Raw genomic sequence first — 16,223 nt, forward strand, 5'->3', positions numbered from 1 at the left:
TTACTTATAAATATCTTAATTAATACTTATCCTTATCTTATCGTCTATTATTTAGTATTTATTATATTAAAAATAAATTAATTAATTGTTTATTAAAGCCCGTGGTTTTTACACAATTCATCACAATTATTTATTTATTATCTCAAGATTATGCTCTACATTACTTGCAGCAATTTTATTATTTTGTTATTCTTGGTCACTAAATAATTATTGGGGTATGAGTATGAGTATGAGTATGAGATTAACACAAAAATTTTTATATACCATAATTTTTGTTATACAATGCTGTTTTAATTTTACTGCCTATGCCGATAACGGATCTGCTGGCCGTATAATAGCCAAGTTCAAAATGGATGGTAGGCTCACTTCTTTAAAACAAAATGCTGATAGCACAGGTAGCTTTTATGATCCTACTCATACATCCATTGTATCATTGCCTTACACCTCCCAAGTTAGTTTAGGGTCTGTAGTAGGAGGAACTGGGAGCGCAGCTTATTTCTTTACGGACCACATAGCAGCTGAGGTAAGTGGCGGGTATTTTTCTAATAAAATCAAAGCTGTAGGTAATGGACCGCAGTATATAACGCCTGCAGGAACTACAACACCTACTTTTGTAAACAATTGGCCTTATTATCAATCTACAACTGGTAAATTTATTCCTTTTGCAGCGATATTACAATATCATATAGCTCCTTATGGCAAATTAATACCGTACATAGGTGTAGGTTATCACTATACATTTGGTTCTGGTTCAAATGGTTCAAAAGTTGGTGATTCACATGGCCCAGTTTTTCAAGTAGGTGCTGATGGATGGGTAGGGGAAAATTTAATTTTAGGTATAGATGTAAAAAAAATGATGATGAAGCCTAAATTAACTTTTGTTACTGTACCAAGTAGTGGTAGCCCTTCTAATATTATACCTATTAATACAAAATTGAAAATGGACCCTTTAATAATTTCATTAGGTATAGGCTACAGATTCTAAACTAATAGAAGAGCCATATTCTAAAGCCGTGGCTCTTCTTATTTATTACATAGCAATTTAGCCTTACATTACATTATTAAAAAAAGTTCTAGCACGTTCCGTATTAGGATTTTGGAAAATGTCCTTTGGCATGCCATCCTCTATTATATTACCATGATCAAAGAATAATAAACGCTCGGCTGTATCTCTTGCAAAAGATAACTCATGTGTGACAATTAGAATTGTTACACCTGTATAGGCCAAATTTTTGATTATATTAAGCACTTCTTTGACATTTTCTGGGTCTAACGCAGAAGTAGGTTCATCAAATAAAATAACTTCAGGTTTTAACATTAAGGTACGTGCAATAGCAACGCGCTGTTTTTGCCCTCCTGATAAATTAGCAGGATAAACATAAGCTTTATCAGTTAAACCTACTTGTTTTAATAATGAATAAGCTTTTTCTTTAGCTATATCCTTAGACATCTTTCTAACTGATGCAAGAGTATATATAAGATTATTCATTACATCCATATGTGGAAATAAATTAAAATGCTGAAATACCATACCTATTTTTTCATAGATACTAGAATTTAAGGAAGAAATTCCATCAATTGTAATAGTACCAGAAGATGGCAAATCAAGATTAGCAATGCAACGTAATAAAGTAGATTTACCACTGCCAGATGGCCCTGTAATGGCAATTACCTCGCCCTTTGCTATACGTAAACTAATATTATTGAGCACTAATAAGTTATTATAGTATTTAGTTAATTTATCAATGATGATCATTATGCAGTATTTTTTCTAATTGTTTTGCCAAAAGGCTTAATATAGTTATAACACAGTAATAACATATAGCTGCTGTGATTAAAGGCGAAAAATAGATATAATTTTGTGAAGCAATGATTTGTGCTCTGCGCATTAAATCTGCTTCTCCTATTACTGAAATTAATGAAGATTCTTTAAGCATATCGACCAATTCATTTACTAAAGCCGGTAAAATATTACGTAAAGCCTGAGGGAATATAATATCACGCATCATAAGATGATATGGTATACCTAAAGTTTTTGCAACCTCAAATTGCCCTTTATCTATACTATTTATCCCTGCTCTAATAACCTCTGAAATATATGCACCAGAATTTAAAGAGAATGCTATAACTCCGGCCAAAAATGTCGGCATTTTATATCCTGTTAAACTAGGAATACCAAAATAAACTATACTAAGCTGTACCAATAAAGGCGTACCTCTAAATATAGAAACATAAAATTTGCTAAATAACTTTAGTAACTTTAAATGGCTAAAACTAAAAATCGTAAGAATTGTGGCTATAATTATACCAAACATCACCGAGCATGAGGCATAACTCAAAGTTACGCCTATACCTTTGACAATATAGAAAATGTCAGAAAAACTTAAATGCATTAATTAAGCCATTTTGCTCTGAGTCTTGATAATTCCCCTGTTCTTTCTAAAGTTTCAAGAGCTTTATTAAATTCGGGTACTAAATTGGAACCTTTAGTAAAAGCTACAGCAATACTATCTTCGCTTTTGTTTAGGATTATATATGTAAATTCTGGATTAAATAAAACAATTTCTCGTGCTTGTTCTTCTTCAAGAATAAGAATATCTATCCTTCCAACTTTTAGCTCTTCTATTAACTGTGGGATTTTATTCCCAACAAATACTTTTATATCCGGATTTTCAAAGGCTTTTTTATTAGCAAATGTTTCCCATACACTTCCCATTTGTACACCCAAAGTGCCTTGAGTAATACCATCTAAATCACTGATACTATTATCTTTCCTTGTTAAAATTGTAACAAAACCTGTATAATAAGGGTTAGAAAAGTCAATATGTTTCAAACGTTCAGATGATGGTGTCATTGATGCCATAACAAAATCAATACGGGTACTATTGAGCGCAGGTATTAATGCTGCAAAATCCATGTCTTTTATTTCTAAATTAATATTTAATTCTTTAGCTAAGGCTTTAGCAAGATCTACTTCAAAACCCACTATTTCATTATCTTGAATAAATGCAAACGGTTTGTAATCAGCAGAAGTACCCATAATTAAAGTTTGCTTTATATCATTTTTTTTCTCTTCACAACTATTTAAAAAAGGTAATAGGCAAATTAATAAGATTTTGAATAACATAGTAATTACTATCATATATAAGTTACAGACAAAAATACTGAGAATTTATGCTTTACTAAATAATTAACAAATTTATACGGATATTACAACTTCCTTTATTAGTAAAAAACAGTTGTTACTCTAACATTATTTAAAAAATGAGTCAATCACTACTTCTACAGCTGCCTAGCTCTAGTAGTTATCATTTCTTTATCAGTAATAATAATATCTAAAAATTGATCATATAGATTATGCGGAAGTTCAGAATTCACAAGAAAATTATGATTACATATTCCAATTACCACCAAAGATGAAGATTTTCCTCTTAGAGAAGCTAAAGTCCTATCATACAAACCTCCTCCATAACCGAGTCTTGTGCCCTGTCTATCACATGCAAGCATAGGAGTTATAACAATATCAGGCATAACATATGGGTAAGCATCTATAGGCTCTGGTAAGTTTTTATAATATTTACTTATAGTGATTGTAGGGTTAGCACCACATAAACAAAAACTTAAGGGAGAATGTTTACTAATTACAACAGGCATAGCAATTCTATAACCATGTTGTTCAGCTTTTTGAAGTAATGGTAATAAATTAAGCTCACCTGGCATCGCTAAATAACCTGCAATAATGCTTTTTTTAGGATAATTTTCTAAAATGTTAAAAAAATTCTCAGAAATTTTTTGTAAAAATTCTGGATTATTTATAGCATGTAAAGAACGCAATTTTATATAATGAGCTCTTAAAGTTTTTTTCTCAATCATATGTAAATATTTTATTATTTAATAATCTATATAAAAATCCCTATTATAACTTTTAAAGTCACTGTATAATATATATATATATTTTATTTTATTGCTTTAGTTATTTGTATTATATGGTTGATCAACAAAAATTAATAGATAAAGTCTCAACTTATTTATCACCTTTACAGGTTAACACTATTAAGCATGCTTGTGAACTAGCAATTGTATCACATGGTTCTCAGTTACGTGATTCTAATGATCCTTACTATCAGCATCCACTAGAAGTAGCTTATATTATGGCTACTATGACCATGGATACTGCCACAATTGTTACAGCATTATTGCATGATACGGTTGAAGATACCGAATTAACATTAGAAGATATTGAAAAGGATTTTGGTAATGAAATTACCAAATTAGTTGATGGCGTCACAAAATTAACAAAAATTGAATGTCAATCTGAACATACTAGACAAGCAGAGAATTTTCGCAAGCTATTATTAGCTATGTCTGATGACATAAGGGTATTACTTGTAAAGCTTGCTGATCGTGTTCATAATATGAGAACAATTAAATTTATCAAATCTCATGAACGTAGGTTACGTATTTCACATGAAACTATGGAAATATATGCGCCTTTAGCAGAGCGTATAGGTATACAGACTTTTAAAAGCGAATTACAAGACTTAGCATTTGCAGAATTATACCCAGAAGCACGTAACTCAATAATTAATAGATTAAATTTCTTGCGCCAAGAAGGTAAAATTTTAATTGATAAAATTATTGTACAAATTAGTGAAATGCTTGCAAAGGAAAATATAAAGGCATCTGTCTCAGGTAGAGAAAAAACTGCCTGCTCTATTTGGCAAAAAATGGAACGTAAAAATATATCTTTTGAACAATTATCTGATATAGTTGCATTCCGTATCTTAGCTGAAACAACCTCTGAATGTTATCAGATTCTAGGAATTATTCATTCGCATTACCATATGGTACCAGATTGCTTTAAGGATTTTATTAGTACACCTAAAGCTAATGGATATCAATCCATCCATACAGTGGTAGTAGGTCCTGATAAGCAGAGAATAGAAATTCAGATTAGAACTTACTATATGCATGAAATAGCAGAGCTTGGCGTAGCCGCTCACTGGAGTTATAAGCAAAACTATCAACAAAATATAGACGGTAAACAATATCGATGGATACGTGAGTTATTAGAAATTTTGGAACATACTTCAGATCCAGAAGAGTTTTTAGAACATACAAAACTTGAAATGTATTATGATCAGGTATTTGCTTTTACACCAAAAGGTAATATCATTGCCCTTCCTAAAGGAGCAACTCCCGTGGATTTTGCCTATGCTATCCATTCAGATGTAGGAAATACATGCGTAGGTTCTAAAGTAAATGGCCGTATTGTACCATTACGTACATTATTAAGTAATGGCGATCAAGTTGAAATTATTCGTGCTAAAACCCAAGTACCTTCTCCATCTTGGGAAAAATTTGTGGTGACTGGTAAGGCTCGTTCGGAAATTAGACGATTTATCAAAACAAAACAACGACAAGAATATATTAACTTAGGTCGTATTATTATAACTAAAATATTACGCGGACAGGGCAAGGAATTTAATGAAAAAACTATGGAACCTGCTGTAGAATTTTTTAAGAAAAAAACTCTAGAAGATTTATTGATGTCGGTGGGAGAAGGTGTAATTAATAGATATGATGTAATTAAAGCACTCTTTCCTAATGATAAAAAACAAAATAGTTTAAAGAGCAAATTTGCTTTCCTAAGATTTGGTAAGAAAAAAATTGCCAAATCTCAAGATTCTATTGTCCCTATCAAAGGCTTAATGCCAGGTATGGCCATACATTTTGCAGGATGCTGTCATCCTTTACCAGGTGATAATATCATAGGAATAGTTCATACAGGTAAGGGCATTACAATTCATACTATAGATTGTGAAATGTTAGAAAATTTTGCTTCTACACCTGAAAGATGGCTAGATATAGCATGGGATAAAGATTCTACAGATATGCTTCATATTGGTAGAATAAAAGTAATACTAGCTCATGAACAAGGAGGACTTGCCACTATGTCAAACACTATTGCCAAAGAAAATGCTAATATTATAAACTTAAAAATTGTTAATCGTACCAATGATTTTTTTGAAATCATCTTAGATGTAGAAGTGCTAGGAGTAAAACATTTATTAAATCTTATTTCTGCTTTGCGTGGAAAACATTGTATACATTCAGCTGAACGATACAAAGTTTAGGTGCAAAGAAACCTAATATATGGGGCTGTTAACAAGGTATTTTTAGATAAGATTTTGAAAGTAATTTTAAGATATATAAGTAAGTTTTTGCAGCTAAGATTGATAATATTAGCAAAAAAATTAGCTATATAGTTTCTTGATTTGAATTAGCATATGCGTTCTTCTCCGTTAACCTAACAAAAAGTAGGTTTTGCTCATCATTCCTATCTGCTAAGGAAGCTGAAAAAACTATAGCGAATTAATTTGTAATAGGGATAGAAACGAGGCGCGAAGTGTACATAACTACATAAGCTAACCGAGTGACGACGTCCCTATTACAAATAAAAAAGCTTGTATTATAATAAATACAATACAAGCTCTTTATCAATTATCTAGCGCTTGCTTGCACAGGTACATCAATTGTAATAGTTCCAGCTTTTTCAAATGTTAAAGAAAGTGATAACTTATCACCCAAAACTAATTTCTGGCTTAGACCCATTAACATTACATGCATACCATTTGGAGCAAAAGTCACCATAGTATTGGCCGGAATCACAAGCTTATCTATAGCAGTCATTGTAATTACACCATCAGTATTAACTGTTTTGTGCAGTTCACATTTACTCGCAATAGATGTTTGTGCTGATAACAACGTATCTGCATCTGTTCCTTTGTTAGTAATATCCAAATAAACCGCTGTATTGTCTACAGTACCTATAGTAGGCGTAGCCCACATATTAGTAATTCCAATACTTGATGTATTATCAGCAAAGCTAGTTAGAGGAAACAACAATAGCATTAATGATAAAATAATTTTTTGCATAATACACTCCTATATAATTAATGTTCGGATATAAGCATAATACAAAATTTAAGAAAAATCATGTCTTTTTAATCCATATTTGTTTTCATAGGTATAAATCATGTACGCATCTTCTCCTAATTTTTGTCTTAATCTATAAATATGCGTCTCTAAGGTATGTGTTTCTAGTATACTAGAATATCCCCATATCCGTTCTAAAATCTCATTTTTACTTATAGGACTACCTTGTGCATTATATAAAAATTTGAGCAAGGATGCTTCTTTTTCTGTTAAATCAATATTTTCATTATATTTGGCCTCTCCTTTTAACCTAATCAATAATTTATTGGTATAAGAAAAACTATAATTATTACTTAATCTTATATTTTCTTGAGTTGTAGATGAATAATAATTAATCAAGGAAATTAACTTAAAAAATTTAAAAGGCATAGCCATATAAATTATCGGTATATTCAAAGGTATGGATAATGATTGTATATTATTCACCGATGTATCATATAGCAATATAATCAACTTTAATTGTAAAATAACAGATTCAATGTCTTTCCAATTGACTTCTTCATAAGAACTATCTATGATGAGCGAAAATTTATTATTTGTACGAATGTCTTTTAATTGTTGTAAAGATTTCAGATTAATTACTGTGTAATTAGGCACTTGTGCAAATATTTCAGTAATAAAATGTTTATTACTGTATATAAAAACAGATTCCATTATATTATTCATAAAATTTATTCCATGTTAAACGATATAAATTTTTCACTTTCAGAATTATCCGTACTAAATGTAGAAAGAGCAATTGCTGATATCAAAAATTCTTTAGCAATCGTTGTAAAACATGAGCATAATTTTACATCACTAGTTATTTCAGCAGAATATTTTAATACGAACCACATAAAATTATTAAAGAAACTTGAATTTAATAATTTACAACTACTTATTTCATCTAATCGAGCCAACTATTTATCTAATTCTAAGAAGTTTGTTTATCCTGTGTCTATTATACTAAATATAAATGATATTGATAGCATAAATCTGATAACTACAAGTGAAACTAGTTTAAATTTTCAAGAATATAATTTTACTCAAACTAGTAATGAATATAATGCATCATTACATTTAATGAAAATAGCAGAATTACTGCCAGCAGCAATTATAGTAAATATTGATTGTAATAATCAATATCTCAGTAAATGGTTGAATACTAATAGAATCTCCATAATTGACCATACTGAAATTATGCACTGTTTAGAAAATAATGCTTCTTTACTACAGGAAATATGTAGAGCTCCTTTAAAGCTTAAATATACGCCTAATGCAGAGATTGTAGCATTTCGTGCCACAACTGGCGGTAAAGAACATTATGCTTTAATTATAGGAGATTTATCTACAAGCCCTACACCTTTAGTTAGGATACATTCTTCTTGTTACACAGGTGATTTATTAACTTCTTTAATGTGTGATTGCGGCGATCAACTGACAACTGCAATACAATATATGGCTTCAGATAAGGAAAATGCTGGAATTATATTATATCTTATGCAAGAAGGCCGAGGTATAGGTTTTATCAATAAATTACGCACTTATGTACTACAATCCAAAGGTTTGGATACCGTAGAGGCAAATGAAGCATGGGGATTTGATGATGATGAAAGACCTTTTATATACGCGTGCCAAATACTCAATTTACTTAATGTAAAAAAAGTTAGATTATTAAGTAATAATCCTCAAAAGGCCGTGAGTTTAAAAGAAGGCGGGATAGAAATATTAGAAGTTTTGCCTCATAAGGCTAAGAAAAATCCATATAATAATTTATACCTTAAAACAAAAGCAGAAAAATTAGGACATAAATTATAATAAATTAGCGGTAGGCATTATATAGAAGTAACGAATAATACTCTTTCTAATTTAAATTAAAATATATAGAAGTCTTGTTCTAGTAAATAAGATGTTTTATACTGATTAAAGTGAATTTTGATGATATAGTAAAAGTTAGCTTAGGAGGCAAAAAGATGTATAATAACATAGTATATTTGTTAGCTATGGTTTATATTTTAAATGGTTGTGCACCAGCTGTGATAGGAGCAACAGCAGCCACTGGCTTAGTATTATCAAAAGAAAAAACTGTTGGTAAAACAGTAGATGATGCAACGATTTGGACAAGAATCAAATCTAATTTTTTACAAAAGAATTTTGATCATATGTTTATAGGTGTAGATGTCAAAGTTAATGAAGGAAGGGTGCTATTAACAGGTTATGTACCTGATGCAAAAACAAAAATGGAAGCTGTGAAAATAGTTTGGTCACAAGAAGGTGTAAAGGAAGTGATGGATGAGATCAATATCTCTTCTCAAAATGATAAACTTACTCTTAAAGAGTATAGCCTAGACACTTGGATTACTACACAATTAAAGACTAAGTTATTAGTAGAAAAAAACATACGTTCTGTAAATTATAATATTGAAACTATTGAAGGAATTACATATTTATTTGGTATAGCACAAAATCAGCAGGAATTAGATAAAGTAACATATATAGCTAGTACTATACCCCATGTTAAAAAAGTAATTTCGTTTGTACGACTTAAAGATTCTCCATTACGTCAGTAATTATTTATTGAATTTACTATAATGGTGAAAGGTTATCTATATATAGTTTTTCAGCTTCCTTAGCAGATAGGAATAATAAGCGAAATATTCTTTGTTAGGTTAGCGGAGAAGAACGCATATACTAATTACAAGTTTAAAATATGCTATAAAAGTTATGTAAGGGATCAGAAAAAGGTAGTATGATTCAAATCAAGAAACTATAGATTTTCGTATTCATAGCTCTTCGCTCTTCTACTAATTTTAGGCTTCGCTTATCGCTCCAAGTAATCAATATTCAACTTCTTTACTATAACTAAATATGTCAAATAATCTATTTACGTATATTGTTTATTGTACGACCAAACACATAATTAAATTCAGCTCCATAAATAAATATTAAATTTATGATATAGAAAAACAAGAGTGATATAATAATACCACCTAAGCCTCCATAAATTACACTAACCTGTTTAAAATGCTTCAAATAGGCAGTAAATATATTACCTCCAATAATCCATAATATTACCACTAACAATGCTCCTGGTGCAATATATATAGAAGTTAACTTTGTATTAGGTATCATAAAATATAAAGAATACACTATTATAAATAGGGTAATATATAGGATTATATATCTAATATATTGTAAGGAAGATATAAGATTAGTTACCACGTCAATCATATCCGAAAATTTAGTATCTATGGTAATGATAGTAGAGAGCTTGTTTAATAAAATTGGTAATATAATTAAAATTAAGGTAGTGATAATAGTTACGGTAATTACAATTAAGAATTGTACTATACTAAGCAATCTTCTCAAAATATATGGTGGAGGGGTAGTCACTCTATACACTCTATTTAGAATAGTTCTTAAACCTTCAACTGATGAAGAAGAAGTCCACAATACTCCAATAAAAGCTAATGATACTATACCTTGTGGAGGTCCAGATAATATTTCTTGTATACGGGGTTGAATAGCAGTAGTTACATTAAACGGTAAATTATCTAAGAGGAGGGTAATAAAGTGTGTACCAATATCAGATGCGCCTATAATACCAGTTATGGCCATTAAGAATACTAAGGACGGAAATAAGGAAAGTAAAAATAAAAAAGCCATATATCCAGCATGTTCTACCCCATCATCATTGATAGTGTTATATGCAGCTTGATATAGGCATTTAAAGATATTTTTTATAACAAACTTTAACATTTTAAAAAATCTTGTTTCTCTATATATAAGATTGTTAAGATATTTTAATCTTCAACATTGCTATTACTAGATGTTTCTGTAGATTGATCAATTTTGTTAGATTTTTTAATATCATAAGGTTCTTGTATAGGTACATTAATAGGAGGTAATAACCTTTTTTTAAAGAATCTATCATCAAAATATTTAATCTTTTTAGATTTAATTGGAGGGAAAGATTCAATTAATACAATTTGTTCGTCACGTGGTAATAAAATTACTTCTTGAGGCAATAATAAAGCCCTTTGTACTTCTGAAACATGTAACGAACGAGATGCAGGGTTTAGATCCATGAATTTAGGCTTATTTTGTGATACTTGCTCAACAGTCTTATTACCACATAATTGTGAAATAAGATTAGCAGTTTCCATATTATTAGCCGCAAATGTTATACGATATGTTGAATTTGATAAGAAAGAATTCATACCTGCTTCTTCATAAGTACCTTTTAATTGTTCTGTATCTTGAATAATGAGGAATAGTCTAACATTATAACCACGGAAATAAGCAATACCAGTCTTAAATTGTTCCATTTTACCGAGGGTTGGGAACTCATCCATCATAAACATCACGCCATATGGATCCTCTTTATTATCTGGTAGTTTTCTACTTAAAAATTCTGTAGCTTGTTGATAGAATACTTGCATTAATGGTTCAAGCCTTTTTATGTTATCAGGCGTTAAGCCAACAAAAATAGTGGTTTTATCTTTTTTAAAATTTTGAATATTAAAGTCACTGGTGGCGGTAGCTGTATCGATTAAAGGGTTAGCCCATAATTCTAGAGATGAGTTCATAGTAGAAATTACACCAGATCTTTCTTTATCAGCTTTTTGTAAAAAGGCCGCTATGTTCATATATGCTACAGGGTGAATATGTTTACCAATAGTATCTAATACTACTGCTAGATTATAGACCACATCATCACTGCGCATAGTGCGTACTACTTCACCAAAAGATTTAATTTTATCCGGTACAGCTAAAAGATATAATACCACGCCAACAAACAAACTGCGTGCTTCATTATTCCAAAATTCCCTTTCTGGCATAATTAAGTTAGCTATTTTTTGTACATCATCTACCATTTGCCCTGGTTTACTACTTACCCAGTCTATAGGATTATAACAATGAGTTTTACCATCAGGATCAGCAGGAGCCCATACAAATACTTTTTGGCCCATTTTAGCACGCCAGCCACTAGTTAGAGTATAATTTTCTAATTTAATATCATGGACAATAATTGAATCTTCCCAAAAAAGCAAATTAGGTATAACAAAACCTACACCTTTTCCAGAACCTGTTGGTGCAAATAATAAAGCATGTTGATAGCCCGATGCAATGAAATAACCGTTCTTGTCTTTACCAAGTAACATTCCTTGTTTAGAGCGTAAACCTGCACGTTTTATATCTTCTTCGGAAGCCCATTTAGCATCACCATGAATAGATTCTTTTTCTTGATATGGACGCCATTTGGTCAGTTTATCACGGTAATTGTAACCTGCTCCTACAATAATTATAAAAGGCGTTAAAGTAGAAGCTATTACTTTGACTACAAAATAATTGCTATATTCTAAAGTAAGGCTATTTCTATATTGCCAAATATAGTGTAAGTAAAACCATACTATGTTTACGTTAGCTATAAAACGTGTTTGAACATTACTAACACTATCTAATAAAATAGTTAATATTATACCTCCTAGGTAAATACATAATAGGAATGTACACAAAACTAAAACACTAATTATAACCCAATTACGTATAGTATTCATAAAAAACCTTATATTAACTTTCCTTTAAACTATTTGTTGAATCATTCATACCTTTAAAATACACTTCTGATATATAACGTTTACCTTTGGCAGCTCGTTTGAGTTGTACTACAATATCAATTACGGCCGTTATATAGTTTTTAATTTCTGCAGGAGGCATTCCAAGTCCAGCTTGCATCACCATTAATTTTAATTGTTCAAGTGCCATATTAGGTGTATCAGCGTGTAAAGTAGAAATAGATCCAGGATGACCAGTATTAATTGCTCTTAAAAAGCTAAATGCTTCTGCACCGCGCAATTCTCCTACAATTATACGATCAGGTCTAAGACGTAAGCATGCTTCAATTAAATCTTGGATGCTGACTTTAGCTCGTCCTTGTCCTCCTTTTGATGCAATAAGATGAATTCTATTCTTATGCTGACTTAAATTGATTTCACGTGCATCTTCACAAGTTATTAATCTTTCGTCGCTCGGTATTTCAAGTAATAGAGCATTAGTAAAAGTAGTTTTACCAGTTGAGGTACCACCGCTCACAATTAAGTTTTTTTTAGTTTTGACAGCTGTACTTAAAAATTCTTTAATTTTTTTTTCTTTTAATAGATTGATTAAAGTAGCAGTACTTTCATCAATAACTTCTTCAATTGTAGTAGTATCAAACGCACCAATTTTTTCATAAGTATCTAGAGTATACTGAACTGTGGCCCCTTTTCTTATAGACATAGCAACAGTACCAGGTTCACAAGCTGGAGGAAATACAATTTGTATACGAAAGCCATTAGGTAAAGTAGCGGATAATAAGGGCGTTTCTTCGCTAATAGTTTGATCTGTAGATTGCGCAATAAGTCTACCTAAGGATTTCAAATGATCTATATCTATGCTAGGTATAGATTCACAATACATATCGCCTTTTTGTTCTACCCATACTTCGCCGGGCCTATTGATAGAAATTTCTGCAACACCATCCCTATTAAATAAATCTTGGAAAGGATATAAAAATGTTTCAAGTGCTGCAAAATTAGACATATATATTTACTATTCTATATATTTAATATTAGTTGCAAGATTAGCAGGAAATATTAAATCTTGATTCACAAAAACTTTGATTTTACTCCCTTGATCTACGTAAATTGTAGGTGTAGTTTGTAGGTTGTTTTGAGTTAATTGCTGTCCAACATTGCTCAGATTACTAACAGCACTTTGTACGGCATAATCCTTTGGCGAACCAGTTTGTTCTGTAGTAGTAGCACCAGTAGCTGGAGTTACAGATATCTGTTTTACTGCTTGAGCATTAGTAATTTTTTGTGCTGCAACAGCAGTTCCAATATTAATACTACTAAGAAGTAATGCATTCCCAACAATTTCAAAATACTTATTATCCACTATACCTTCGATACCTGCCCTACCTAGAGCATCTGTAGCCCAAGAACGATCTATAATAAAATCAATACCATCTGGTCTAATTAATCTATACCACCTAATTGAAACACGCGTTTGCCCTACATTAGCGCCTGATGTATATGAACCAATGAGCCTTGATCCTTTTGGTATTAATATGTTTTTACCTGCTTCACCATAAATGTCTCTACTTACGATAGCTCTAATAGTACCAACTAAATCTGTATTAATTGCTGTTTCAAGTACAGCATCAATTATTTTACCTTGTGCAATAACTAAGGTAGGATCACCAAGTCTTGTAGCTTTTTGTTGATCAGCTGTAGTACGAGTAGGAGTAAAAAAAGAATCTTTTGCTGAAATAATTGAATCAGCTTTTTGTTTATCATTATTTGACCCCCCTCCACCAAGCATAATACCAGATTTTTTACGCTGATCCATTTGTGCGTTAGAGCTGTTACTTACTATAGGAATAGTTGGAACAGTTGCCGCTACTTTTTCTGGTGAAATAGGAGCAGGCGGTGGTGGAGCTGGAGGAGCCGGTAAAGTTGCAACTGGAGGCGCAGGTGGAGGAGGAGGTGTAGGTGCAACAAGAGGTGGCGGAGCTGGTAATTGTGGTAAAGTAGGAATATTAAGATTATTATTATCCGCTGTAGGCTTTGTTGTAGGTATCTCTTTTGAAATATCAGGTTTTGCTTCAGGAGGCGGTAAATTACTATCTTTAAAAAATAAAAAGTATATTAGTGTTATAGCACATAATATAAGAATTATTAAAGTAGCGGCATTTTTTTTAGGATTAGAAGCAACAGCTGAAAGTTCAGAGTCTATTTCTGGCGTATTATTTTCATCTAAACTTTGATCTAATTCAAAATCATTTTCATCTTTATCACGCATATTATTACTATTATGTTGTATTAATTAAATAATTTACTATCATTATTAGTACCGCTCTTACCCGCGGCACGATAAGGATAGAAAAACTTTACTACATATACTAAATCTTTATCAAAACTTTCGTCTGGTAGTTTAGACATAATATCAAATTGATAAGTACGTTTATTAGTTATAACGGTCATGTTTGTATGCATATTTTCTTCTAAAGGCTTTACAAATAATCGTCTTCCTACAGGGGTAATCTTCCACGCATAAGAATCTCCAACAGAAATTGTTTCCACCTCTTCTCCTATTCCAAATTCTATACTAGATTGATAACCATAATGAACCAGCATCAGAAATACCTCATTTTCATTATAAATATAAGTTTTAATTCTATTATCAGTAGTAAGAGGCACATCTCCATACGTTCTAGGAAATATTACCATAAATAAACATATAGTTATAAAAATAGTTTTATATAAGCTCATCACTGACCACATAATTTGTTACTTGGAAACCAAGAGGGTTAATAAATCTGTCTTCTATAGACATTTCCATTTGTGAAAATTCAAAGTCTATTGTTGCTATTTTATAAAAAGAATTTTTCGATCCTTCATTTTCTACAACAGTAAATCTTACTTGAGCAGTTTTGCCTGGGTTAAGAAATTGTATAGAACGTACTTTTAAGCTGGTACTATTATTAGTACCATACGTGGTAATAGGATTTTTGGGATTATTCTGAAAGCTACGAGTAAAAGAATTATACACTCCTGGAGTTGAATATAATCTTACTATCGTTCTATAGTTATATTCATAATTACTAGAAGCATAAGTTTCTCTTGCACGCATATAAGTAATTAAAAAATAAGTATTTAAAGCGTTATCTACAGTTAGATCCTTACGTGAAAAGGGGTTTACTACATTGGTAATACCGGATTTATCTTCAATTTCTACAACAAAAGGTTCTAAAGATTTACTTGCAGATATAGTTCCCACCGTAAATACGCTAACTATTAAGGCACATAGTATAATAATAAGTAATAAAAGCAGAATATTTCTTTGTACGAGTACTGATTCATAACGATCAGAATACCAATTTTTAGCCTCAGTAACTATATCTGTCTCGTCAGAACTCTTTTTCTTGAACAACTTATTGAGTAAAGCGTTAGATTTAGACTTCATGTATACCACATATTATTACTGTGTTTTATTAAACCTATAATATTTTATACAAACAAAACATTAATTTTCTGTGTACAAAATTTTAATTACATAACTTTATTTCTCTAACTTTATTCCTATATTATTATATACACTATATTTTTTAGTGTTTCTAGCATAAAAGTAGTAATTTACTAGGTAGAAATATGTTAACCTGAATAATGTTTATTATACAAGAAAAAAATATGAAACTC

At 30.9% G+C, this 16,223-nt stretch carries 16 protein-coding genes; 4 read left to right on the forward strand and 12 right to left on the reverse strand.

The window, feature by feature from the left end; all coding sequences use genetic code 11:
- The first annotated feature begins 229 nt into the window (after nt 1-229).
- Complete coding sequence (locus tag NOVO_03325; GenBank protein ID AIL65053.1) at nt 230-985, forward strand: Outer membrane protein W; 756 nt, start codon at nt 230-232, stop codon at nt 983-985.
- A 63-nt stretch (nt 986-1,048) separates the two neighbouring features.
- Here the strand turns inward: NOVO_03325 and artM are convergent, their stop codons facing one another.
- The 4 genes from artM to NOVO_03345 form a co-directional block, all read right to left on the reverse strand.
- Entirely contained in the window at nt 1,049-1,756 is a 708-nt protein-coding gene (gene artM / locus NOVO_03330; GenBank protein AIL65054.1) for an Arginine transport ATP-binding protein ArtM, read from the reverse strand.
- Nucleotides 1,743-2,393 carry an Arginine transport system permease protein ArtQ gene (gene artQ / locus NOVO_03335; GenBank protein ID AIL65055.1) on the reverse strand — a complete coding sequence of 217 codons (651 nt, stop codon included), beginning with the start codon at nt 2,391-2,393 and terminating at the stop codon, nt 1,743-1,745. Before artQ ends, artM begins: the two co-directional genes overlap by 14 nt.
- Nucleotides 2,393-3,142: an Arginine-binding extracellular protein ArtP precursor gene (gene artP, locus NOVO_03340; GenBank protein ID AIL65056.1), complete on the reverse strand. Its 750-nt coding sequence runs from the start codon at nt 3,140-3,142 to the stop codon at nt 2,393-2,395. The genes artQ and artP overlap by 1 nt, the downstream gene beginning before the upstream one ends.
- A gap of 140 nt (nt 3,143-3,282) precedes the next feature.
- Nucleotides 3,283-3,873 (reverse strand): 5-formyltetrahydrofolate cyclo-ligase family protein, encoded by a 591-nt coding sequence (locus tag NOVO_03345; GenBank protein ID AIL65057.1) that lies wholly within the window; start codon nt 3,871-3,873, stop codon nt 3,283-3,285.
- 113 nt (nt 3,874-3,986) lie between these two features.
- Between NOVO_03345 and rsh the strand changes: the two genes are divergently transcribed.
- Entirely contained in the window at nt 3,987-6,137 is a 2,151-nt protein-coding gene (rsh, locus tag NOVO_03350; GenBank protein ID AIL65058.1) for a GTP pyrophosphokinase rsh, read from the forward strand.
- 367 nt (nt 6,138-6,504) lie between these two features.
- Here rsh and NOVO_03355 read toward each other — a convergent pair whose 3' ends face one another.
- Entirely contained in the window at nt 6,505-6,939 is a 435-nt protein-coding gene (locus NOVO_03355) for a hypothetical protein (protein AIL65059.1), read from the reverse strand.
- 48 nt (nt 6,940-6,987) lie between these two features.
- A complete protein-coding gene (locus NOVO_03360; protein ID AIL65060.1) occupies nt 6,988-7,665 on the reverse strand; it encodes a Transcriptional regulatory protein in 678 nt (225 codons plus the stop codon).
- Nucleotides 7,666-7,677: 12 nt separating this feature from the next.
- On the opposite strand from NOVO_03360, the gene ribA reads away from it, so the two are divergent.
- Nucleotides 7,678-8,796, forward strand: coding sequence for a GTP cyclohydrolase-2 (ribA, locus tag NOVO_03365; GenBank protein ID AIL65061.1), 1,119 nt, complete (start codon nt 7,678-7,680; stop codon nt 8,794-8,796).
- Between the two features lie 155 nt (nt 8,797-8,951).
- The gene (gene osmY, locus NOVO_03370) at nt 8,952-9,548 is read left to right on the forward strand and encodes an Osmotically-inducible protein Y precursor (GenBank protein ID AIL65062.1); all 597 of its coding nucleotides are present in this window, start codon (nt 8,952-8,954) and stop codon (nt 9,546-9,548) included.
- A 310-nt stretch (nt 9,549-9,858) separates the two neighbouring features.
- Here osmY and NOVO_03375 read toward each other — a convergent pair whose 3' ends face one another.
- The 6 genes from NOVO_03375 to virB8_1 are packed head-to-tail and all read right to left on the reverse strand — an operon-like array spanning nt 9,859 to nt 15,990.
- Nucleotides 9,859-10,737: a hypothetical protein gene (locus tag NOVO_03375; protein ID AIL65063.1), complete on the reverse strand. Its 879-nt coding sequence runs from the start codon at nt 10,735-10,737 to the stop codon at nt 9,859-9,861.
- Between the two features lie 44 nt (nt 10,738-10,781).
- Nucleotides 10,782-12,539 carry a Type IV secretion system protein virD4 gene (virD4, locus tag NOVO_03380; GenBank protein ID AIL65064.1) on the reverse strand — a complete coding sequence of 586 codons (1,758 nt, stop codon included), beginning with the start codon at nt 12,537-12,539 and terminating at the stop codon, nt 10,782-10,784.
- Between the two features lie 13 nt (nt 12,540-12,552).
- On the reverse strand, nt 12,553-13,563 hold the full coding sequence (virB11, locus tag NOVO_03385; GenBank protein AIL65065.1) for a Type IV secretion system protein virB11: 1,011 nt from the start codon (nt 13,561-13,563) through the stop codon (nt 12,553-12,555).
- A 9-nt stretch (nt 13,564-13,572) separates the two neighbouring features.
- Nucleotides 13,573-14,826, reverse strand: coding sequence for a Type IV secretion system protein virB10 (virB10, locus tag NOVO_03390; protein ID AIL65066.1), 1,254 nt, complete (start codon nt 14,824-14,826; stop codon nt 13,573-13,575).
- 20 nt (nt 14,827-14,846) lie between these two features.
- Nucleotides 14,847-15,254 (reverse strand): Type IV secretion system protein virB9, encoded by a 408-nt coding sequence (gene virB9_1, locus NOVO_03395; GenBank protein AIL65067.1) that lies wholly within the window; start codon nt 15,252-15,254, stop codon nt 14,847-14,849.
- A 28-nt stretch (nt 15,255-15,282) separates the two neighbouring features.
- Nucleotides 15,283-15,990 carry a Type IV secretion system protein virB8 gene (gene virB8_1, locus NOVO_03400; protein ID AIL65068.1) on the reverse strand — a complete coding sequence of 236 codons (708 nt, stop codon included), beginning with the start codon at nt 15,988-15,990 and terminating at the stop codon, nt 15,283-15,285.
- Nucleotides 15,991-16,223 lie beyond the last annotated feature (233 nt).

The sequence above is a fragment of the Rickettsiales bacterium Ac37b genome (assembly GCA_000746585.2).
In the GTDB taxonomy this organism is placed as follows: domain Bacteria; phylum Pseudomonadota; class Alphaproteobacteria; order Rickettsiales; family Arcanibacteraceae; genus Ac37b.